17 protein-coding genes (1 of these 17 running past the window's edge) are annotated in these 17,346 nt (G+C 66.9%); 11 read left to right on the forward strand and 6 right to left on the reverse strand.

Annotated elements, in window-relative coordinates:
• Positions 1-178 precede the first annotated feature (178 nt).
• The 4 genes from sseA to QOL68_RS08595 all read left to right on the forward strand — a co-directional run bounded on the left by sseA (position 179) and on the right by QOL68_RS08595 (position 4,818).
• Positions 179-1,021 (forward strand): 3-mercaptopyruvate sulfurtransferase, encoded by an 843-nt coding sequence (sseA, locus tag QOL68_RS08580; RefSeq protein ID WP_058457653.1) that lies wholly within the window; start codon positions 179-181, stop codon positions 1,019-1,021.
• A 160-nt stretch (positions 1,022-1,181) separates the two neighbouring features.
• A complete protein-coding gene (gene chrA, locus QOL68_RS08585) occupies positions 1,182-2,519 on the forward strand; it encodes a chromate efflux transporter (protein WP_282948889.1) in 1,338 nt (445 codons plus the stop codon).
• Between the two features lie 182 nt (positions 2,520-2,701).
• Positions 2,702-3,901: a cystathionine beta-lyase gene (metC, locus tag QOL68_RS08590; protein WP_282948887.1), complete on the forward strand. Its 1,200-nt coding sequence runs from the start codon at positions 2,702-2,704 to the stop codon at positions 3,899-3,901.
• Positions 3,898-4,818, forward strand: a complete 921-nt coding sequence (locus QOL68_RS08595; RefSeq protein WP_282948885.1) for a mechanosensitive ion channel family protein — start codon at positions 3,898-3,900, stop codon at positions 4,816-4,818. The genes metC and QOL68_RS08595 overlap by 4 nt, the downstream gene beginning before the upstream one ends.
• Positions 4,819-4,916: 98 nt before the next feature.
• On the opposite strand, the gene ppa is transcribed toward QOL68_RS08595, so the two are convergent.
• Entirely contained in the window at positions 4,917-5,453 is a 537-nt protein-coding gene (gene ppa / locus QOL68_RS08600; protein ID WP_204991893.1) for an inorganic diphosphatase, read from the reverse strand.
• A 199-nt stretch (positions 5,454-5,652) separates the two neighbouring features.
• Positions 5,653-7,593: a M61 family metallopeptidase gene (locus QOL68_RS08605; protein ID WP_282948883.1), complete on the reverse strand. Its 1,941-nt coding sequence runs from the start codon at positions 7,591-7,593 to the stop codon at positions 5,653-5,655.
• A 94-nt stretch (positions 7,594-7,687) separates the two neighbouring features.
• Here QOL68_RS08605 and hisS point away from each other — a divergent pair, with 94 nt between their 5' ends.
• Positions 7,688-8,980, forward strand: coding sequence for a histidine--tRNA ligase (gene hisS / locus QOL68_RS08610; protein ID WP_282948881.1), 1,293 nt, complete (start codon positions 7,688-7,690; stop codon positions 8,978-8,980).
• An 80-nt stretch (positions 8,981-9,060) separates the two neighbouring features.
• Here hisS and QOL68_RS08615 read toward each other — a convergent pair whose 3' ends face one another.
• Positions 9,061-9,429 carry a GIY-YIG nuclease family protein gene (locus QOL68_RS08615; RefSeq protein WP_282948879.1) on the reverse strand — a complete coding sequence of 123 codons (369 nt, stop codon included), beginning with the start codon at positions 9,427-9,429 and terminating at the stop codon, positions 9,061-9,063.
• Between the two features lie 26 nt (positions 9,430-9,455).
• Here QOL68_RS08615 and prfA point away from each other — a divergent pair, with 26 nt between their 5' ends.
• The 5 genes from prfA to QOL68_RS08640 all read left to right on the forward strand — a co-directional run bounded on the left by prfA (position 9,456) and on the right by QOL68_RS08640 (position 15,474).
• Positions 9,456-10,523, forward strand: coding sequence for a peptide chain release factor 1 (gene prfA / locus QOL68_RS08620; protein WP_282948877.1), 1,068 nt, complete (start codon positions 9,456-9,458; stop codon positions 10,521-10,523).
• Position 10,524: 1 nt separating this feature from the next.
• Positions 10,525-11,340, forward strand: coding sequence for a peptide chain release factor N(5)-glutamine methyltransferase (prmC, locus tag QOL68_RS08625; RefSeq protein WP_282949257.1), 816 nt, complete (start codon positions 10,525-10,527; stop codon positions 11,338-11,340).
• 230 nt (positions 11,341-11,570) lie between these two features.
• Positions 11,571-12,431, forward strand: coding sequence for a DUF4167 domain-containing protein (locus QOL68_RS08630; protein WP_282948875.1), 861 nt, complete (start codon positions 11,571-11,573; stop codon positions 12,429-12,431).
• Positions 12,432-12,506: 75 nt separating this feature from the next.
• Entirely contained in the window at positions 12,507-13,910 is a 1,404-nt protein-coding gene (locus QOL68_RS08635; protein ID WP_282948873.1) for a DUF4139 domain-containing protein, read from the forward strand.
• 10 nt (positions 13,911-13,920) lie between these two features.
• Positions 13,921-15,474, forward strand: a complete 1,554-nt coding sequence (locus QOL68_RS08640; RefSeq protein WP_282948871.1) for a DUF4139 domain-containing protein — start codon at positions 13,921-13,923, stop codon at positions 15,472-15,474.
• 9 nt (positions 15,475-15,483) lie between these two features.
• Here QOL68_RS08640 and QOL68_RS08645 read toward each other — a convergent pair whose 3' ends face one another.
• Both QOL68_RS08645 and QOL68_RS08650 read right to left on the reverse strand, forming a co-directional pair.
• A complete protein-coding gene (locus QOL68_RS08645; RefSeq protein ID WP_058454979.1) occupies positions 15,484-15,876 on the reverse strand; it encodes an acyl-CoA thioesterase in 393 nt (130 codons plus the stop codon).
• Complete coding sequence (locus tag QOL68_RS08650) at positions 15,866-16,174, reverse strand: hypothetical protein (protein ID WP_282948868.1); 309 nt, start codon at positions 16,172-16,174, stop codon at positions 15,866-15,868. Before QOL68_RS08650 ends, QOL68_RS08645 begins: the two co-directional genes overlap by 11 nt.
• Before the next feature lie 122 nt (positions 16,175-16,296).
• On the opposite strand from QOL68_RS08650, the gene QOL68_RS08655 reads away from it, so the two are divergent.
• Positions 16,297-16,722, forward strand: coding sequence for a CBS domain-containing protein (locus QOL68_RS08655; protein WP_058454980.1), 426 nt, complete (start codon positions 16,297-16,299; stop codon positions 16,720-16,722).
• Positions 16,723-16,735: 13 nt separating this feature from the next.
• On the opposite strand, the gene QOL68_RS08660 is transcribed toward QOL68_RS08655, so the two are convergent.
• A protein-coding gene (locus QOL68_RS08660) for a lipopolysaccharide biosynthesis protein (RefSeq protein WP_282948865.1) crosses the window boundary here: on the reverse strand, positions 16,736-17,346 show its final stretch. It continues 904 nt past the right edge of the window; the window shows 611 of its 1,515 coding nt (coding positions 905-1,515); its start codon lies beyond the right edge, outside the window; the stop codon is at positions 16,736-16,738.

The following is a 17,346-nucleotide window of genomic DNA, read 5'->3' on the forward strand; positions in this document are numbered from 1 at the left end:
CGCCATGACGCCGCTTTTCTTGTTGCGGCGCACCATAAGCTGAGGCAGACCGCCAGCGTGCTTGAAAAAGGGCACGCCGGGGCATAGGCTTGGTCTCCCCGGAGAGAAAAGAGCCGCAGCAGGATGGCCGGACAGGGACAGGAAAAAGGGTTCCGCCCGGCCGCAACAGGAGCATGACATGGACGCCTTGGTCTCAACCGACTGGCTGGAACGCGAACTGGGGGCATCGGACCTGCGGGTCGTCGATGCGACGAAATTCAGCGCCGACGCCGGCCGCGACGCGCGCGCCGATTACGAGACCGGGCATATTCCGGGCGCGGTGTTCATGGACCTGGCCGAACTGGTCGATACCGCGTCCGCGATCGACAACATGGCCCCCCCGGCGGAAAAGTTCGCGAGCCGGATGCAGTCGCTGGGCCTTGGCGACGGCAGCCGCATCGTCATCTATGACGACAGCCCGCTGAAGAGCGCGGCGCGTGCCTGGTGGCTGCTCAAATTGTTCGGCGCCCACGACGTCGCGCTCCTCGACGGCGGCCTCGCCAAGTGGAAGGCCGAGGGACGCCCACTCGAAATGGGCAAGCAGACGCTGCGCCACCGCCACTTCACGGTGTGGCGCGACGCGAAGGCGGTGCGCACCAAGGAGCAGATGCAGGCGAATGTCGAAAGCGGCGCCGAGCAGGTGCTCGACGCACGCGACGCCAAGCGTTTCACCGGCGAGGAGCGCGACGCGCGCCCCGGCCTGGCGCCCGGCCATATCCCCGGTTCGAAGAACCTGCCCTTTGGCGAGCTGTTCAACGCCGACGGGACGTGGAAGCGCGGCGACGCGCTGAAAGCGGCGTTCGACGCGGCGGGGGTCGATCTCGACAAGCCGCTCGTCACCACCTGCGGCAGCGGGATGACCGCGACCGTGGTCGCCTTTGGCGCGCACCTGCTCGGCAAGGACGATGTCGCGGTCTATGACGGCAGCTGGCTCGAATGGGGCTCGGATGCCGCGACGCCCAAGGCGACCGGCGCCGCCTGAGGGTGAAGCACGGCTTCGCGGCCGCGCGGCTTTTTCTTGCTTGTCCTGCTCCGGTCCGCAGCGTTAGCGTTGCGGCATCGGGGCAAGGCAACCTCCCGGTCAGGCGCTCGCCCAAGCGTTGCTTTTTCGCCCGGCTCCGCCGGATGGAGAAGCACGACCTATGACCGACGTCCCCGACGCATCCCTCAAGATACCCGCTTTCGGTGACGCCGTGCGCGCCTATGCGCGCATCGGCTGGTTGAGTTTCGGCGGCCCCGCGGGGCAGATCGCGCTGATGCACCGTGAGTTCGTCGACGAGCGGCGCTGGGTCGACGAATCGACCTTCCTCCACGCGCTCAACTTCTGCCATCTGCTTCCCGGTCCCGAGGCGCAGCAGCTTGCGACATGGATCGGCTGGCGGCTGCACGGCCTTCGCGGCGGGCTGGCGGCGGGGCTGCTGTTCGTCATCCCCGGCGCGCTGGTGATGTTCGGTCTGTCGCTGCTCTATGTGACCGCGGCGGGGCTCGACTGGTTCGCGGCGCTGTTCGTCGGGATCAAGGCGGCGGTGCTGGCGATCGTCGTGCAGGCGCTGCTGCGGATCGCGGGGCGCGCGCTCAAGACGCCGCTGCTCCGCGGCATTGCCGTCGCCTCCTTCGTAGCGCTCGCGGTCCTTGCCGCGCCGTTCCCGATCGTCGTGCTGTCGGCGCTGGTGGTCGGCTGGGCGGCGGCGCGCTGGCGGCCCGGATGGATGAAGCTGGCGCCCGCGAAGGAGGGCGCGGCGCCGCCGCGCCGATCGGCGTGGCGCGAATCGCTGACGGCGGCGCTGCTGTGGGGTGCGATCTGGGCGGCGCCGATGCTGCTGATCCTCGTCACATTGGGCCGCGATCATGTGCTGTGGGACATCGGCGCCTTTTTCTCGCAGCTCGCGGTCGTGACCTTTGGCGGCGCCTATGCGGTGCTCGCCTATATGGCGCAGGAGGCGGTGTCGGGGTTCGGCTGGCTGCGCCCCGGCGAAATGGCCGACGGGCTGGGGCTCGCCGAGACGACGCCGGGGCCGCTGATCCTGGTGACGCAGTTCGTCGGTTTCCTCGCGGCGTGGCGCGACGCGGCGCCCTTCACGCCCTTCGTCGCCGCGCTGCTCGGCTCGCTGCTGACCCTGTGGGTGACCTTCGCGCCCTGTTTCCTCTGGATCTTCGCCTTCGCGCCGTGGATCGACCGGCTCGAACGCGCCGCGGGGCTGAAGGGTGCGCTCGCGGCGGTGACCGCGGCGGTGGTCGGCGTGATCGCCAACCTGTCGCTGTGGTTCGCGCTGCATGTGCTGTTCCGCCGACTGGAGCCGACGGCGTGGGGGCTCGACCTGCCGGTGTGGGCGTCGGTCGATCGGGCCGCGGTGCTGCTGGCGCTGCTCGCGGCGCTGCTGCTGTTCCGCTTCCGGCTCGGGATCATATCGACGCTGGCGATCTGTTCGGTCGTGGGGCTGTTGATCGGGCCGGGCGGGCCGCTGCCGGCGTTTGTCTAGGAGCCCCGCGCGTAGCGCTATTTTGACTCACACAAAGACACGAAGAGGGCCGTTTTCGCGCGCACGATTCGCGAGTGAACGGCCCTCTTCGTGTCTTTGTGTGCGATATTGGATGGCCCGCCGCGCGGGCAGTCGGGCGCCCGCCACTGGATTTTGCCCGGCGCGCCGCTAACAGGGATGGCATGAGCAAGCGCGACGACGACAGCCTCCGCCCGGCGACGAAATTGGTGCAGGGCGGGCGGCGGCCCGAATGGACCGGCGATCCGCGCCTTGGCGGCAGCATCGTCAACCCGCCGGTGTGGCGCGCCTCGACGATTCTCTACGACAGCATCGCCGACCTGAAGGCGCGCGGCCATGCGACGCACGACAAGCTCTATTACGGCCGGCGCGGGACGCCGACGGTGTGGGCGCTCGCCGACGCGCTGACCGCGCTGGAGCCGGGGGCGGAAGGCACCTTGCTCTATCCGTCGGGGGTCGCGGCCAATTCGGCGGGGCTGCTGGCGCTGCTGTCGCCGGGCGATCATCTGCTGATGGTCGACAGCGCCTATGAGCCGACGCGGGCGTTCTGCAACGGGATGCTCGCGCGGATGGGGGTGCGGACGAGCTTCTACGATCCGCTCGTCGGGGCCGGCATCGCGGAATTGATCGAGCCCGAGACGAGGCTGATCTTCCTCGAATCGCCGGGCAGCCTGACCTTCGAGGTGCAGGATATTCCCGCGATCACCGCGGTCGCGCGGGCGCGCGGCGTGCTGACGATGCTCGACAACACCTGGGCGACGCCCCTGCTCTTCCCCGCGCTGGCGCATGGGGTCGATGTCGCGATGATGAGCCTCACCAAATATGCCGGCGGACACAGCGACGTGATGATGGGCTCGCTCACCGCGACGCGCGCCGTCTGGCCCAAGCTGCGGAGCGCCGCGTACCAGCTGGGTCAGGCGGTTTCGCCCGACGATTGCGCGATGGTGCTGCGCGGGCTGCGCACGCTCGACGTCCGCATGGCGCGGCATGGCGAGAACGGATTGGCGGTCGCGAACTGGCTCGCAGGGCGCGCCGAGGTCGGGCGGGTGCTGCATCCCGCGCTGCCCGGCGACCGGGGGCACGAGCTGTGGACACGCGACTTCAAGGGGACGAGCGGGCTGTTCGGTTTTACGCTGAAGGGCGCGGATGAAGCCGGGCGGACGCGGTTCATCGATGCGCTCGACCATTTCGGCATCGGCTTCAGCTGGGGCGGCTATGAAAGCCTTGTCGTGCCGAGCAACCCCGCCGACATCCGCACCGCGACGGTGTGGAGTGATCCCGACCCGCTGGTCCGCCTGTCGGTCGGGCTCGAGGATCCGGCCGACCTGATCGCCGACCTTGCGCGCGGGCTCGCCGCGCTGTGAGCGTCGAGACGAGCCTTCGCGAAGGCTTTGCCCGCACCGTCACGCTGATGAAGGATATCGGGCTCGACGTCGGATCGTACCGGCTGTCGCTCTATGGCCTGTTCTCGGCGATCATCGTCGCGATCCTGCTGTGGATCGCGGTCAAGCTCACGATGCGCGCGCTCAAGTGGCTGCTGCGCCGGAACAGCCAGATCGACGAGGCGCAGCGGCTGCTCGCCGAAAAGCTGATCGCGATCGCGCTGTTCACGCTTGCCCTGCTGTTCGGCATCGACCTGCTCGGCATCGACCTCACCGCGCTCGCGGTCTTTTCGGGGGCGGCGGGGCTCGCGATCGGTTTCGGGCTGCAAAAGACCGTCGGCAACCTGATCGCGGGGATCATCCTGCTCATGGACCGCTCGATCAAGCCCGGCGACGTGATCGTCGTCGGCGACGGCAGCAGCATGGGCGGGACGACCGGGCCGGGGACCATCCCCAATGTCGGGCGCGTCGCGAAGATCGGGGTGCGCGCGGTCAATGTCGTGACGCGCGACGGCAAGAAGCATCTGATCCCGAACGAGCTGCTGATGACGCAGCCGGTCGAGAACTGGAGCTATTCGAGCCGCGACGTGCGCGTGCGGCTGCACATTCCGGTCGCCTATGAATGCGATCCGCGCGCGGCGCAGGCGATCATCATCGATGTCGCGCGGTCCAACCCGCGCATCCTGAACGAGCCCGAACCCGCGGTGTGGATCACCGCCTTCGGCGAACGCGCGGTCGAACATGAATTGCGCTTCTGGATTTCGGACCCCGAATCGGGGCTCGGCAATATCCAGGGCGAGGTGTTCCTCGGCATCTGGGACCGCTTCAAGGAAGCGGGAATCCGGATTCCCTATCCGCGGAGCGAGGTGCGGTTGGTCGAAAGGGACGCAGACGCTTGAAAGGCCATGTGTCCCCGCGAAGGCGGGGACCCATCTCCTGCCGGTTCAAAGCCGCGCCGACCGGAGATGGGCCCCTGCCTTCGCAGGGGCACGAAGCCTTAAAACCCCACCTTCTTCGCGCGCTCGATGCACTCGACGATGATCCGCTTGGCCTCGTCGACGTCGCCCCAGCCGTTGAGCTTCGCCCATTTGCCGGGTTCGAGATCCTTGTAGTGGGTGAAGAAATGCTCGATCTGCTGGAGCACGATCGGCGGCATGTCGGTGTAGGTCGCGACGTCCGCATAATAGGGGAAGGTCTTGTTGACCGGCACGCAGAGCAATTTCTCGTCGCCGCCGGCGTCATCTTCCATCTTGAGCACGCCGATCGGGCGGCACTTGACTACCGCGCCCGCGACGATCGGCGAGCGCGCGACGACGAGCGCGTCGAGCGGGTCGCCATCTTCGCCCAGCGTGTGCGGGACGAAGCCGTAATTGGCGGGATAGCGCATCGGGGTGTGGAGGAAGCGGTCGACGAACAGCGCCCCCGATGCCTTGTCGAACTCATATTTCACGGGTTCGCCGCCGATCGGCACTTCGATCAGCACGTTCAGGCTGTCGGGCGGGCTGTCACCCGCCGGGACGAGGTCGATACGCATGGGAGAAGTCCTTTTTTGTCGTTTTGCAGTCGGGCGCGCCTTTAGCGCCGGACGCGGCGCAAAGTCGAGGCCGTTATGTTCCCCTCCCGCAGGCGGGAGGGGCTAGGGGTGGGCCAGCAGCGGTGCGAATGCCCACCCCGCTGCGACTAGCGAGCAAGCTCGCAAGTCTCACTGCCCCTCCCGTTTACGGGAGGGGGCGTCAAAGCGCGCGTTTGGGGGCGAGCAGGCGGTCGAACCAGTCGGGCCCGGCGCCGGTCTTTTCAAGGTGCGGCCAGCGCAGCCCGCCATGATAGTCGATGTCGACGCTGCGGTAGCGGCCGCCGCGTTCGACGAGCAGGCGGACGGGGGTCTTGCCGTCGGTCGCGGCGCGAATCGCGGCCTCCAGCCGCTCCCTGCTGTAGCTCATGCCGTCGACGGCGAGGATCTTGGTACCGTTGACGATGTCGGCGCGGAACGCCGGGCCGTTCCACAATATGCTGCCCGCGATGCCGTCCTTGTCGATCGTCAGACCCAGCGAGTGGGTGAGCTCGAAATTCTTCGCGTTCTTCATCTTGTCGCGGTCGAAGGCGTTGGGGACGTCGCGCCAGACGAGGCGGTATCCGGCGCGCTCGATCCCCGCGACCGGCGCGGGCTGGCCGGGAAGCTGCATCCGGTCGCGCAGGAATTTCGGCCAGTCATAGGGATAGACGGCGTTCAGCGTTTGCGCGACATCGTCGAAATCATAGGTGACCTCGCCCCAGTCGCCGCTTTTGCCGCCGAAAAAGGCCTTGGCGAAATCGTCGAGGCTTTTCGCGTCGTTGGTGCCCTGGCGGATGATCATGTCCGCCTCGAGCCACATCAGCGCGCCCTCGTTGTAATAATCCTCGGTCCGCGTCGCGCTGGGGAAGGCGCGCGCCTTGCGCGCCGCGATCACGGGGTCGAGCGTCGTATCCTCGACCGAGCGCCAGTCGCGCCCCGCCTGCACACTGTAGTTCGCAGCATTGGTCGCCCATTCGGCGAGGATCATCTCCTTCGACTGCATTCCCGACCGGCCCGCGATCACGAGATCCCAGAAGCTCGTCTGCCCTTCATAGACCCAGAGGAGATTGCCCTGCATCGGGGTGCGATAGTCGGGGGTCCAGAGCTTGTCGGGGCGGCGGTATTTGCCGTTCCAGCTGTGGGTGAATTCGTGCGGCAGCAGCCCGCGCTCCGAATCATTGCTGTCCCAGTTGGTGAAATAGTCGGGGTTGCGGCTGTTCTCGCTCGACCGGTGATGTTCGAGCCCGATGCCGCCGAGCTCGTCGGTGAGCGCGAGCAGGAATTCGTAGCGGTCGAAATGCTTCGTCCCGAACAGCGCAATCGCCTCGGCGACCATCGCCGCGTGGCGCGCGATATGGTCGGGCTTCGCGTCGAGGAACTGCGGCTCGTCGGCGACGACGTTCAGCGTGACATTCTGGCCGAGATCCCATTTGCGGAAATAGCGTCCGGCGAACATCGGGCTGTCGACCAGCGTCTCGTAGCTGGTCGGGGCATAGCTGTAGCGATTGCCCGCGACCTTCAGCCCGTCGAGCGCCGCCGCGCCGGTCCAGCCGTCGGGTAGCGTGACGTCGAGCTGCACCGGAATGCCGCGCGTGAAATAGCCCGCGGGGTACAGGCTGACCTGTTCCCATTGCAGGTTCATCATCGCCGGGGTGACGACGACGCGGCCTTCGCTGGTGCGCGTCGGCGAGAGGAAATCGAAGGCGACGTCGATGCTCTTCGCGCCCGCGGGCACGTCGATGTCGAAGGCATAGACGTCGGTCGGCTGGCGCGTCCAGGCGAGCGGCTTGCCGGCGGCGGTCGCCTTGAAGCCCGCGATCTCGGCAATCGCACCGCGCGGCGCGTGCTTGCCGGGAAGCCATTGCGGATAGAGCAGGGTGAATTTGCCGCTCTTTGCGACCGGGATCGTCTGGCGGACGCGGAAGATGCCGCGCATCAAATCGCTCGCGTCGACCTTGAGCAGCATCGTCCCCGGATAGGGCCGGTCGGCGGGCAGCGGGATGCTGTGCGGCTGGACGACGGGTTGCGGACGGCTGTTGCCCTCCTGCGCAAGCGCTGAAGAGGCAAGGGCGGCGGGGGTGAAGGCGATCAGGGCGGACGCGACGAACAGGGTCTTTTTCATGGGCCAATCTCTGCCGCCAAACCGGCGCCGCGTCCAGCATCGGCTCTGCAAGCGCGCTTTGCCTTTCGACGAAAAAGCATTAGACGCGCGGCGCATGAGCAAGGACAAGCCCGCAAAGATCGCGACGCCGCAGCCGGTGCGCGGCACCCAGGACATGCTCGGCGATTTCGCCGACCGCTTCCAGCATGTCGTCGATACCTTCGACCGCGTGCGGCGGCTCTATGGCTTCAAGCGCGTCGAGGTGCCGGTGATCGAGCCGACCGCGGTGTTCGCGCGGTCATTGGGCGAGACGACCGACGTCGTGTCGAAGGAAATGTATTCGTTCGAGGATCGCGGCGGCGAATCGATCACCTTGCGGCCCGAGTTCACCGCGGGGATCGCGCGGGCGTATATCACGGGCGGTTGGCAGCAGTTTGCGCCGCTGAAGGTCGCGACGCACGGCCCGCTGTTCCGCTACGAGCGCCCGCAGAAGGGCCGCTATCGCCAGTTCCACCAGCTCGACGCCGAGGTGATCGGCAGCGACAGCCCGCTCGCCGACGCCGAACTTCTGGTCTTTGCCGACCAGCTTCTGAAGGAGCTGGGGATCGCCGAGGGCGTGACCTTGACGCTCAACACGCTGGGCGACGCGGAAAGCCGCGACGCATGGCGCGCGGCGCTGGTCGAGCATTTCATGGGCCATCGCGGCGATCTGTCGGAGGACAGCCTGGCGCGGCTCGACAAGAATCCGCTGCGCATCCTCGACAGCAAGGATCCGAAGGACCGCCCGATCGCCGACAGCGCGCCCGACATCGACGCGTTTCTGACGGGCGAGGCGCAGGATTTCTTCGGCGCGGTGACGGCCGGGCTCGACGCGGCGGGGGTCGCGTGGGAGCGCAACGCGCGGCTGGTGCGCGGGCTCGACTATTATCGCCACACCGCGTTCGAATTCGTCACCGACCGGCTGGGCGCGCAGGGCACGGTGCTCGGCGGCGGCCGCTACGACGGACTGATCGAAGCGCTCGGCGGCCCGCCGACCGCGGCGGTCGGCTGGGCGGCGGGGATCGAGCGGCTGGCGATGTTGCTGGCGGAATTGCCTCCTGAGCCTATGATCGCAGTGATACCCGACAACCCATCGCTTGAAGGCGAGGCGATCAACATCGCCTATAGGCTTCGGCAGCAAGGTTTCCGAACTACAATTGCTTTTCGAGGCAATGCCAAACGCCATGCCGAAATCGCTCGAAAGCTGGGAGCGGACGCCGCGCTGTATGTGAGGCCGACGCCCGAGGATGGTTCATCGCGATACCACTTAACTCAACTAAAGGCTGATCCCGACCGTAAATTCTTGGCCGGTGTCCTTGAGGCTGTCGGGCCAGGAATTGGCGGAGTGAGCGGCAGCGTTCCTTCCTAATTTAGCCATCGTCACCCTGAACTTGTTTCAGGGTCCATGGGGTGACCTTTCGGCGTAGCGCTGTGGATGCTGAAACAAGTTCAGCATGACGGTTTCCGAACAGGTTCGGAAATTCCCCACTCAACCGCCAAATCCTTCCAGTCGGGATTGTCCGACTCGATCAGGTTGATCTTCCATGACCGGTGCCAGCGTTTCAGTTGCTTTTCGCGCGCAATTGCGGTCGCCATGTCGTCGAAGAACTCGGCGTGGACAAGCCGATACACTCGATATCGCGTCGTGAAGCCCGGCACTGTACCCGAACGGTGCTGCCACATCCGCGCCGCCAGGTCGGACGTTACGCCAATATAGAGCGTACCCTGCTTTTGGCTGGCGAGAATATAGGTGCAGGGTTGCCGCGACGGCATGTTGGCCTCTATGCGGCGCCATGGATGCTGAAACAAGTTCAGCATGACGCAGTTTTATCATTTTGGACCAGATGACCTCCGTTTCCGAAAAGCAGATCGACGCCATCATCGAACGTCATGCCGCGCTGCAGGCGCGGATGGCGACGGGGGATATGGCGCCCGCCGACTTCGTCGCGGCGTCGAAGGAGTTTGCCGAACTCGAACCCGTCGCCGAAGCCGCGCGCGAGGTGGTGAGGCTGCGCGGCGAGCTCGTCGCGCTCGGGGAAATGCTCGCCGATCCCGAGATGAAGGCGATGGCCGCCGAGGAAATGGCGGCGGTCGAGGCGGCGTTGCCCGCCGCCGAGCATGATCTGGCGATCAGGCTGCTGCCCAAGGACGTCGCCGACGCGCGCGCCGCGATGCTCGAAATCCGCGCCGGCACCGGCGGCGACGAGGCGGCGCTGTTCGCGGGCGATCTGCTCCGCATGTACAGCCGCTATGCCGATACGCAGGGGTGGAAGGTCGAAATCATCTCGGCGAACGAGGCGGAAGTCGGCGGCTACAAGGAAGTCGTTGCGTCGGTCGCCGGGCAGGGCGTGTTCGCGAAGCTCAAGTTCGAAAGCGGCGTTCACCGCGTCCAGCGCGTCCCCGTCACCGAAAGCGGCGGCCGCATCCACACCAGCGCCGCGACCGTCGCGGTGCTGCCCGAGGCCGAGGAAGTCGACGTCGCGATCAACGACAACGACCTGAAGATCGACATCTACCGCGCGTCGGGCGCCGGCGGCCAGCACGTCAACACGACCGATTCGGCGATCCGCATCACGCATATCCCCTCGGGGCTCGTCGTGATCCAGCAGGACCAGCGCAGCCAGCACAAGAACCGCGCCAAGGCGATGCAGGTGCTGCGCGCGCGGCTCTATGACCTCGAGCGCGAGAAGATCCACAGCGCCGAAGCCTCGGCGCGCAAGTCGATGGTCGGATCGGGCGACCGCTCCGAACGCATCCGCACCTATAATTTCCCGCAGGGGCGCGTGACCGACCACCGCATCAACCTGACGCTCCACCGCCTGCCCGAAATCTTGGAAGGGCAGATGGACGAGCTGATCGACGCGCTGATCGCCGAGGATCAGGCGCAGCGACTGGCGGGGCTGGGTGAGTGATATAAGCGCTGCGCTGCGCGAGGCAGCGGCGCGGCTGGAGGGCGTGTCCGACACGCCCCGGCTCGATGCCGAACTGCTGATGGCGCACGCGCTGGGGGTCGATCGGCAGGCGCTGTTGCTCGATCGGGTGCGCTTTGCCGTTCCAGCGAGCTTTGACGCGCTGGTCGATCGGCGATGCGCGCACGAACCCATCGCCTATATCGTCGGCTATCGCGATTTCTGGACGATCCGGCTGGCGGTCGGTCCCGGTGTCCTCATCCCGCGTCCCGACAGCGAGACGCTGATCGAGGCAGCCGTGCAATATTTCGGCGCCGCGGGTCCGAAGCGGATCCTCGATCTCGGGACGGGGCCGGGGACATTATTGCTCGCCGCGCTCGCCGAATGGCCTGCGGCGACGGGGCTCGGCGTCGATGCGGGCGAGGCGGCGCTGTCCTTTGCGCGCGCGAATGCCGATGCGCTCAATCTGGCCGATCGCGCCGCGTTCCGAACGGGCGACTGGGCCGATGGCGTCGAAGGCCCGTTCGACCTCATCCTGTGCAACCCGCCCTATATTGCCGACAGCGAGGAATTGATGCCCGATGTCGCCGGTTTCGAGCCGGCGAGCGCGCTGTTCGCGGGCGCCGACGGGCTCGATGATTATCGCCGGATCATCCCCGATTTGCCGCGGCTTCTGGCCCCCGGCGGGGCCGCGATCCTTGAAATCGGGCACCGGCAACGCATATCGGTATCCGAGCTCGCCGAAGCAGCGGGATTCGCCGTCGCCTGCAAGCAGGATCTGGGCGGCCGCGACAGGGCGCTTTTGCTGACCCGCCCCTGACGCCAGAACAAGAATTTTCTTGGTTTCCGCCGCAAAGCACGGTAGGGGCGGCTTACAGACCCGGTACGGGGCCTTGACTGGTCCGATCGGTCTGCTTCCCATTTACGATGCTGGTGCGGGCCGCGGGGCCCGGCGCAAGCGGTAGAGGGAACCGCGCAGAGGGCGCGGGCACGACGCGCAAATAGCGCGTTCGGCCATAAGGGGTTGGCGTAGCTTATTAGCTTATCAGGATGTCTCAGTTGAACATGAACAACCGGCAGAGCGGTCGCCGTCGCGGCCGCAACAATAACGGCAACAATAACAATCGCTCGCAGTCCGGTGGCGGACGCGGCGGTGTCGATCAGGCCAACCGCATCGACAGCCGGGCGCGCGGCAACGCCGCCCAGATGATCGAGAAATACCGCAACCTCGCGCGCGATGCGCAGCTTTCGGGCGACCGGGTCCAGACCGAATATTATCTCCAGTTCGCCGACCATTATTTCCGCGTGCTGAGCGATTTCCGCGCCCGCCAGGAAGAAAAGGCGGCGGCAAGCGGTCAGGAGCGCAGCTATGACCGCCACCGCGACATTCGCGGGGTCGAGGATTTCGACGGCCATGACGACGCGAGTTTCGAGCCCGAATCGGAAGGCGACGACACTGGCGGCCGTGAAGGCGCCGGCCGCGACAATGAGGGTCGTGACAGCGGCGCCCGTGAGGGCGGACGCGAGCGCGGGGGCAGCGATCGCCGCGACGAGGACGGCCGCGGCAATCGCCAGCAGGGCCGCGGCAACCGCCGCGACCGCGGCGACGATCGCGGCAACCGTGCCGATCCCGAAGCCGAAGGCGGCGACGAGCCCGCAGCCGTCGAGACCGCCGAGGACGCGGCGCCCGCGCCGCGCGGCAATCGCCGTGGCCCGCGCCGCAATCGCGCGGCCGAAGGCGACGATGCCGGCGCCGCCGGCGCCGGTATCGATTCGGCGGTGCTGCCGCCCGCGATCGGCCGGCCCGAGCGCGACGCCGGCGAAGACGCCGCCGAGGCGCCCGCGCCCAAGCCGCGCCGCACCCGCCGCACGCTGGCGGCGCGCGATACGGGTGTCGAAGCGGCCGAATAAGCCCGCGATTTCGCACTGGTTTTTACGGTTGGACTGACATAGCCTCCCCCGGACAGCGGTTCGGGGGAGGTTTTCATGCGTGCTTTGACTGCGATCGGTCTGGCTCTGATCGCCGGCGCGGTCCCGGCGGCCGCACAGGATCCTGCTGCGGCGAATGCGCAGGGCCAGCTTTCGGTCACCATCTATAATGGCGGGCAGGCGCTGGTGCAGGATATCCGCCAGATCGCCTTTCCGGCGGGGCGCTCGCGCCAGGAATTCCCCGACGTGTCGGCGCAGATCCGGCCGCAGACGGTGTCCTTCGCCGCTGACGGCACCGCGATCGTCGAACAGAATTTCGACTATGATCTGCTATCGCCCAATGCCCTGATGCAAAAGGCGGTGGGAGAGACGGTAACGTTGCTGCGCACCAACGTCGGGACGGGTGCCGAAACGCGCGAGCGCGCCAAGGTGCTCGCGGTCAATGGCGGGGTGGTGCTGCAGATCGGACCGCGGATCGAGGTGCTGCGCGACGACGGCATGCCGGTGCGGGTTATCTTCGACAAGATTCCGACGAACTTGCGCGCCAAACCGACCCTCTCGATCACCGTCGATAGCCAGCGCGCCGGCACGCGCGCCGCGACATTGTCCTACCTGACCGGCGGACTTGGCTGGGCGGCCGACTATGTCTCGCTCTACGATGAAAAGGCAGGCACGGTCGATGTGCAGGGGTGGGTGACGCTGACCAACAGCACCGGCACCACCTTTGACCAGGCGCGCACGCTGCTGGTGGCGGGAACGCCGTCGGCGCAAGCGGCGACCGGCCGGTATCGTCCGCAACCGCCAGGCAATCTCCGCCGCGCCGGGACCGAGACGGCGCCGCGCGAACAGCTGGGTGACTATTATCTCTATCCGCTCGCCGAACGCACGACGATCGCCAATGCACAGACGAAGCAGGTCAGCTTCCTCGACGTCAGCGGGGTTCCGGCGCAGAAGATCTATGAATATACCGTCTCCGGCTTTGACACGATGACCGAGCCGCGCAGCGCCGCGAGCGTCATCAAGTTCAATACCAGCGCCAAGGGCGGCGGGCTGGGCGACGCACTTCCCGCCGGAACGGTGCGTTTCTATCAGCGCGACCTGCGCGGCGATCCGCAATTCATCGGCGAAAACAGCATCGGCCATACCCCGATGGGCAGCGAGCTGGGGCTGGCGACCGGCGAGGCGTTCGATGTGAAGGTGCAGTCGACGGTGGTGAAGCGCGAACGCATGTCGCCGCGCATCTGGCGCACGTCGATGTCGTACCTGCTCACCAACGCGCGCGCGCAGCCGGTGACGATCGACCTCGTCCAGCGCGGGCTCTACTGGTATTGGGACGACACGCGCATCGTCACCGAAAGCCAGAAGAGCGAGCGGCTCGACAGCGACGGGACGAAATGGCGCGTCGCGATGCCCGCGAATGGCGAGGTGACCGTGACCGCGACGTTCGAAACGCGTTACTGACGGCGGAACAATGCGCCGCTGGTTGTTCTTGCTGTTGACGCTCGCCGCATCGCCTGCCGCGGCGCAGTCGGTGGTGACCTCGACCGCGCCCGACGCGGTGGCGGTCAGCGTCTTTCGCGATCCCGGTCGCAGCGAGGGCGGTGAAATCGAGCCGGGCTGGCTGAACGGCTTTGCGCTGATTTCGGAAACGCGCACGATCGATCTGCCCGCGGGCGAATCGGTGATCCGGTTCGAGGGGGTCGCCGAAGGCATGATCGCGGTATCGGCGATCGTCACCGGCCTGCCCGGCGGCGTCGTGCAAAAGAACCGCGATGCCGCGCTGCTCTCGCCCGCCAGCCTGCTCGACGGGTCGCTCGGCAACCGCGTCCATCTGCGCCGCACCGACCGCGCCACCGGTAAGGTGACCGAGCAGGAGGCGATCATCCGGTCGGGACCGCAGGGCGCGGTGGTGCTGCAAACCGCGGCGGGGTTCGAATCGCTGCGTTGTACCGGGCTACCCGAATCGATCGTCTATGACGGGGTGCCGGCCGGGCTTACCGCCAAGCCGACGCTGTCGGTGACGACGCGCAGCCCGGCAGCGCAGCGGGTGTCGGTGACGCTGACCTATCTGGCGACGGGGTTCGACTGGGCGAGCAATTATGTCGCGCGCGTTGCCGCCGACGGCCGGACGCTCGATTTGTTTGCGTGGCTGACGGTGGCGAACAGCAATGGCGAAAGCTTCGCCGACGCCCGGCTGGCGGCGATCGCCGGGACGCTGAACAAGGTTTCCAACTTCAAGGCGCTGGCCGATGTGCCGCAGGCGCCGCCGTTGCGGCTGCGTTGCTTTGCGCTCGGGACGGGCCGCTATGGCACGCCGCCCCCTCCCCCGCCGCCCCCGCCGCCTGCGATGATGTCCGCCGAAGCGGGGCAGGACATTGTGGTGACCGGGTCGCGCATCGCCCGTTACGAGATGATGTCGCCGGTCACGGTGGTGGCCAGCCAGGAAGATCTGGGCGACCTCAAGCTCTATCGCGTACCGATCCCGGTGACGGTCGCGGCGAACGGGCAGAAGCAGGTGGCGCTGCTGGTCAAGGATCGTGTGCCGTTCAAGACCGTCTATCGCCTGCGCAGTTCGCCGGAAGACAGTTTCGAGTCGATGGAGGTCGAGCGGGTTTTGCGGATGGAGAATAAGGAAGCGACGCGATTGGGTGTGCCGCTGCCCAGCGGCCAGGTCGCGGTGTTCGCGCCGCGCGGCGAGGAATCGCTGCTCGTCGGCGAAGGGCGGGTTCGCGATCATGCCGTTGGCGAAAAGGTCGATCTGGTTATCGGCGAAAGCAGCCAGGTGCGCGTCGATATGGTTCGGGGGGTCGCCCCAAAGATGGCCGATGACGATTACCGGGTCACCGTGACCAACGCCAACCCGTTCGCGGTGGATTTCGAATTTGGCTTTTACGTCGATCCCGACCCGAAGCTCGACAAACGGCTACGCAAGCTGCCGCGCCGCGACGGATTGCTGACCTGGGCGATTCGGGTTCCCGCCAACGACAGCCGCAGTTTTGACTATCGGTTTATCGAACCCGACTAGGGAGCTGCCCTAGATCGGCGGCAGCGCCCGCGGGCGGTGATTCTCGTCGAGTGCGACGAAGGTGAACACGCCCTCGGTCACGCGCTCCTCGGTCCGGCCGCCGTCGCGCGTCGCGATGACCTCGAGCCGGATCGCCAGCGAGGTGCGGCCGCGCCGTTCGAGATGCGCATAGACCGAGATGATGTCGCGCAGCAGGATCGGGGCGATGAATTCCATCGTCTCGATCGCGACCGTCGCGACGGGGCCGCAGGCGATCCGGCCGGCGACGATGCCGCCCGCGATATCCATCTGGCTGAGCACCCAGCCGCCGAAGATATGCCCGTTGGCATTGATGTCGGCGGGGCGCGGGACGACGCGCAGGATCGGGTCGCGCGGACAGTCGGCTTCGCTCTTATCGGTCATGATTCATATCCGGGTCGTCTTCGAAAGGATCCTCGATCGCCTCGTCATGCCCGCTGCCGCTCGACAGGAAGACGAGCCCCATCAGCGCGGCGCCGAGCATGACCGACAGGCCGACCCCCGCCGCGGTGGCGATGATCATATGGATGGTGAGCTGGTCGCCCATCGAGAAGCGCAGCCAGCCGAGCGCGAGGACGACCGCGCCGAAGGACACGATCGCCATGCCCTTCATCAGCCGGCGATAGCGTGCCCAGGCGATATCCGACGTGTCGCGATCGTCGAGCGGGGAGGGTTTGACCATGCGCGCCTCCATGAACCAAGCGGCGGGCGACGCCAAGCGGTAACGGGCGCGGGTTTCGGCTTTGCCGCGAATCATGTTAGGTTCGGCCGCGCAACGGACAAGCAGGATAGGGAGCGGCATCTATGACGATCGGAGCGATTCTTCACGGACGTACGAGTGCTGTGGTTTCGGCGCGGCCCGACGATACGGTGCGCGCTGTGATCGATCTGCTCGCCCAGCACCGCATCGGCGCGGTGCCGGTGGTTGACGGCAATGCGATCGTCGGCATCTTTTCGGAACGCGACCTCGTCCGGCTGATGTCTTCCTATGGTCCCGAGGCGCTCGACCGCCGGCTCGACGAGGTGATGACCAAGTCGCCGGTGACCTGCGATTCGCGCATGGCGGTGATCGCCGCGCTCTCGCAGATGACGCAAAAGCGTATCCGCCACCTGCCCGTCGTCGACGACGGCGCATTGGTCGGTTTCGTGTCGATCGGCGATCTGGTCAAGTATCGGATCGACCATATCGAGGCCGAGGCCGCGGCGATGCGCGACTATATCGCGTCCTGATCGGGCGCCGACCTCAGGCCGGATCGGCGGCGGGCTCGCGGCGCCGCACGATCTGGATCCCCTCGGCGATCACGTCGCGCTCGAAGGTCCAGAGCAGCGCGCCATAGAGCGCGACGCCGAGGCCGACGAGCAGGCCGAGGCGAATCGGCGCGGCCCAGTGAAACGGTACGATCAGCTCCGCCGCGAGCTCGACACCGATCGCCATCATCAGCGCGGGGGCGAGGCCCGGCAGCATCGCGCGCACGATATCCCAGAGCGATAGCCCGATCAGCCGCGCCGACAGCCGGACGGTATAGAGCAGCAATAGCGGCGCCGCGACGAGCCACGCCCATGCCATGCCGATCAGCCCCCATTGCGACCCGATCAGGAAGGCCGTCGGAAAGATGATCGCGCCGCCGAGCGACACGAACATCGTGACCGAGGGCTTGCCGAGCGCGTTGTTTACCGGCGCGAAGAGAATCTGCACCGTCATCAGCATCAGCGCGAGCGAGATATGCTGCACATAGGGCGCCATGCCGAGCCACTTCGGCCCGAACAGCGTTTCGACGAGCGGCGCCGCCACCACGGTGAGCCCGCAATAGAAGGGTGCCGACACCAGCATCAGCAGGCGGACGGTCTTGAGGA

This window comes from Sphingopyxis sp. Geo25 (assembly GCF_949769135.1).
Lineage (GTDB): Bacteria > Pseudomonadota > Alphaproteobacteria > Sphingomonadales > Sphingomonadaceae > Sphingopyxis.

Bases quoted from the DNA above. Each gene is read 5' to 3' on its own strand.
- QOL68_RS08655 (WP_058454980.1), top strand. From the start codon at position 16,297: ATGACGATCGGAGCGATTCTTCACGGACGTACGAGTGCTGTGGTTTCG.
- QOL68_RS08650 (WP_282948868.1), bottom strand. From the start codon at position 16,174: ATGGTCAAACCCTCCCCGCTCGACGATCGCGACACGTCGGATATCGCC.
- QOL68_RS08630 (WP_282948875.1), top strand. From the start codon at position 11,571: ATGTCTCAGTTGAACATGAACAACCGGCAGAGCGGTCGCCGTCGCGGC.
- ppa (WP_204991893.1), bottom strand. From the start codon at position 5,453: ATGCGTATCGACCTCGTCCCGGCGGGTGACAGCCCGCCCGACAGCCTG.
- metC (WP_282948887.1), top strand. From the start codon at position 2,702: ATGAGCAAGCGCGACGACGACAGCCTCCGCCCGGCGACGAAATTGGTG.
- QOL68_RS08615 (WP_282948879.1), bottom strand. From the start codon at position 9,429: ATGCTGAACTTGTTTCAGCATCCATGGCGCCGCATAGAGGCCAACATG.
- QOL68_RS08645 (WP_058454979.1), bottom strand. From the start codon at position 15,876: ATGACCGATAAGAGCGAAGCCGACTGTCCGCGCGACCCGATCCTGCGC.
- QOL68_RS08605 (WP_282948883.1), bottom strand. From the start codon at position 7,593: ATGAAAAAGACCCTGTTCGTCGCGTCCGCCCTGATCGCCTTCACCCCC.
- hisS (WP_282948881.1), top strand. From the start codon at position 7,688: ATGAGCAAGGACAAGCCCGCAAAGATCGCGACGCCGCAGCCGGTGCGC.
- sseA (WP_058457653.1), top strand. From the start codon at position 179: ATGGACGCCTTGGTCTCAACCGACTGGCTGGAACGCGAACTGGGGGCA.
- QOL68_RS08640 (WP_282948871.1), top strand. From the start codon at position 13,921: ATGCGCCGCTGGTTGTTCTTGCTGTTGACGCTCGCCGCATCGCCTGCC.
- QOL68_RS08635 (WP_282948873.1), top strand. From the start codon at position 12,507: ATGCGTGCTTTGACTGCGATCGGTCTGGCTCTGATCGCCGGCGCGGTC.
- chrA (WP_282948889.1), top strand. From the start codon at position 1,182: ATGACCGACGTCCCCGACGCATCCCTCAAGATACCCGCTTTCGGTGAC.
- prfA (WP_282948877.1), top strand. From the start codon at position 9,456: ATGACCTCCGTTTCCGAAAAGCAGATCGACGCCATCATCGAACGTCAT.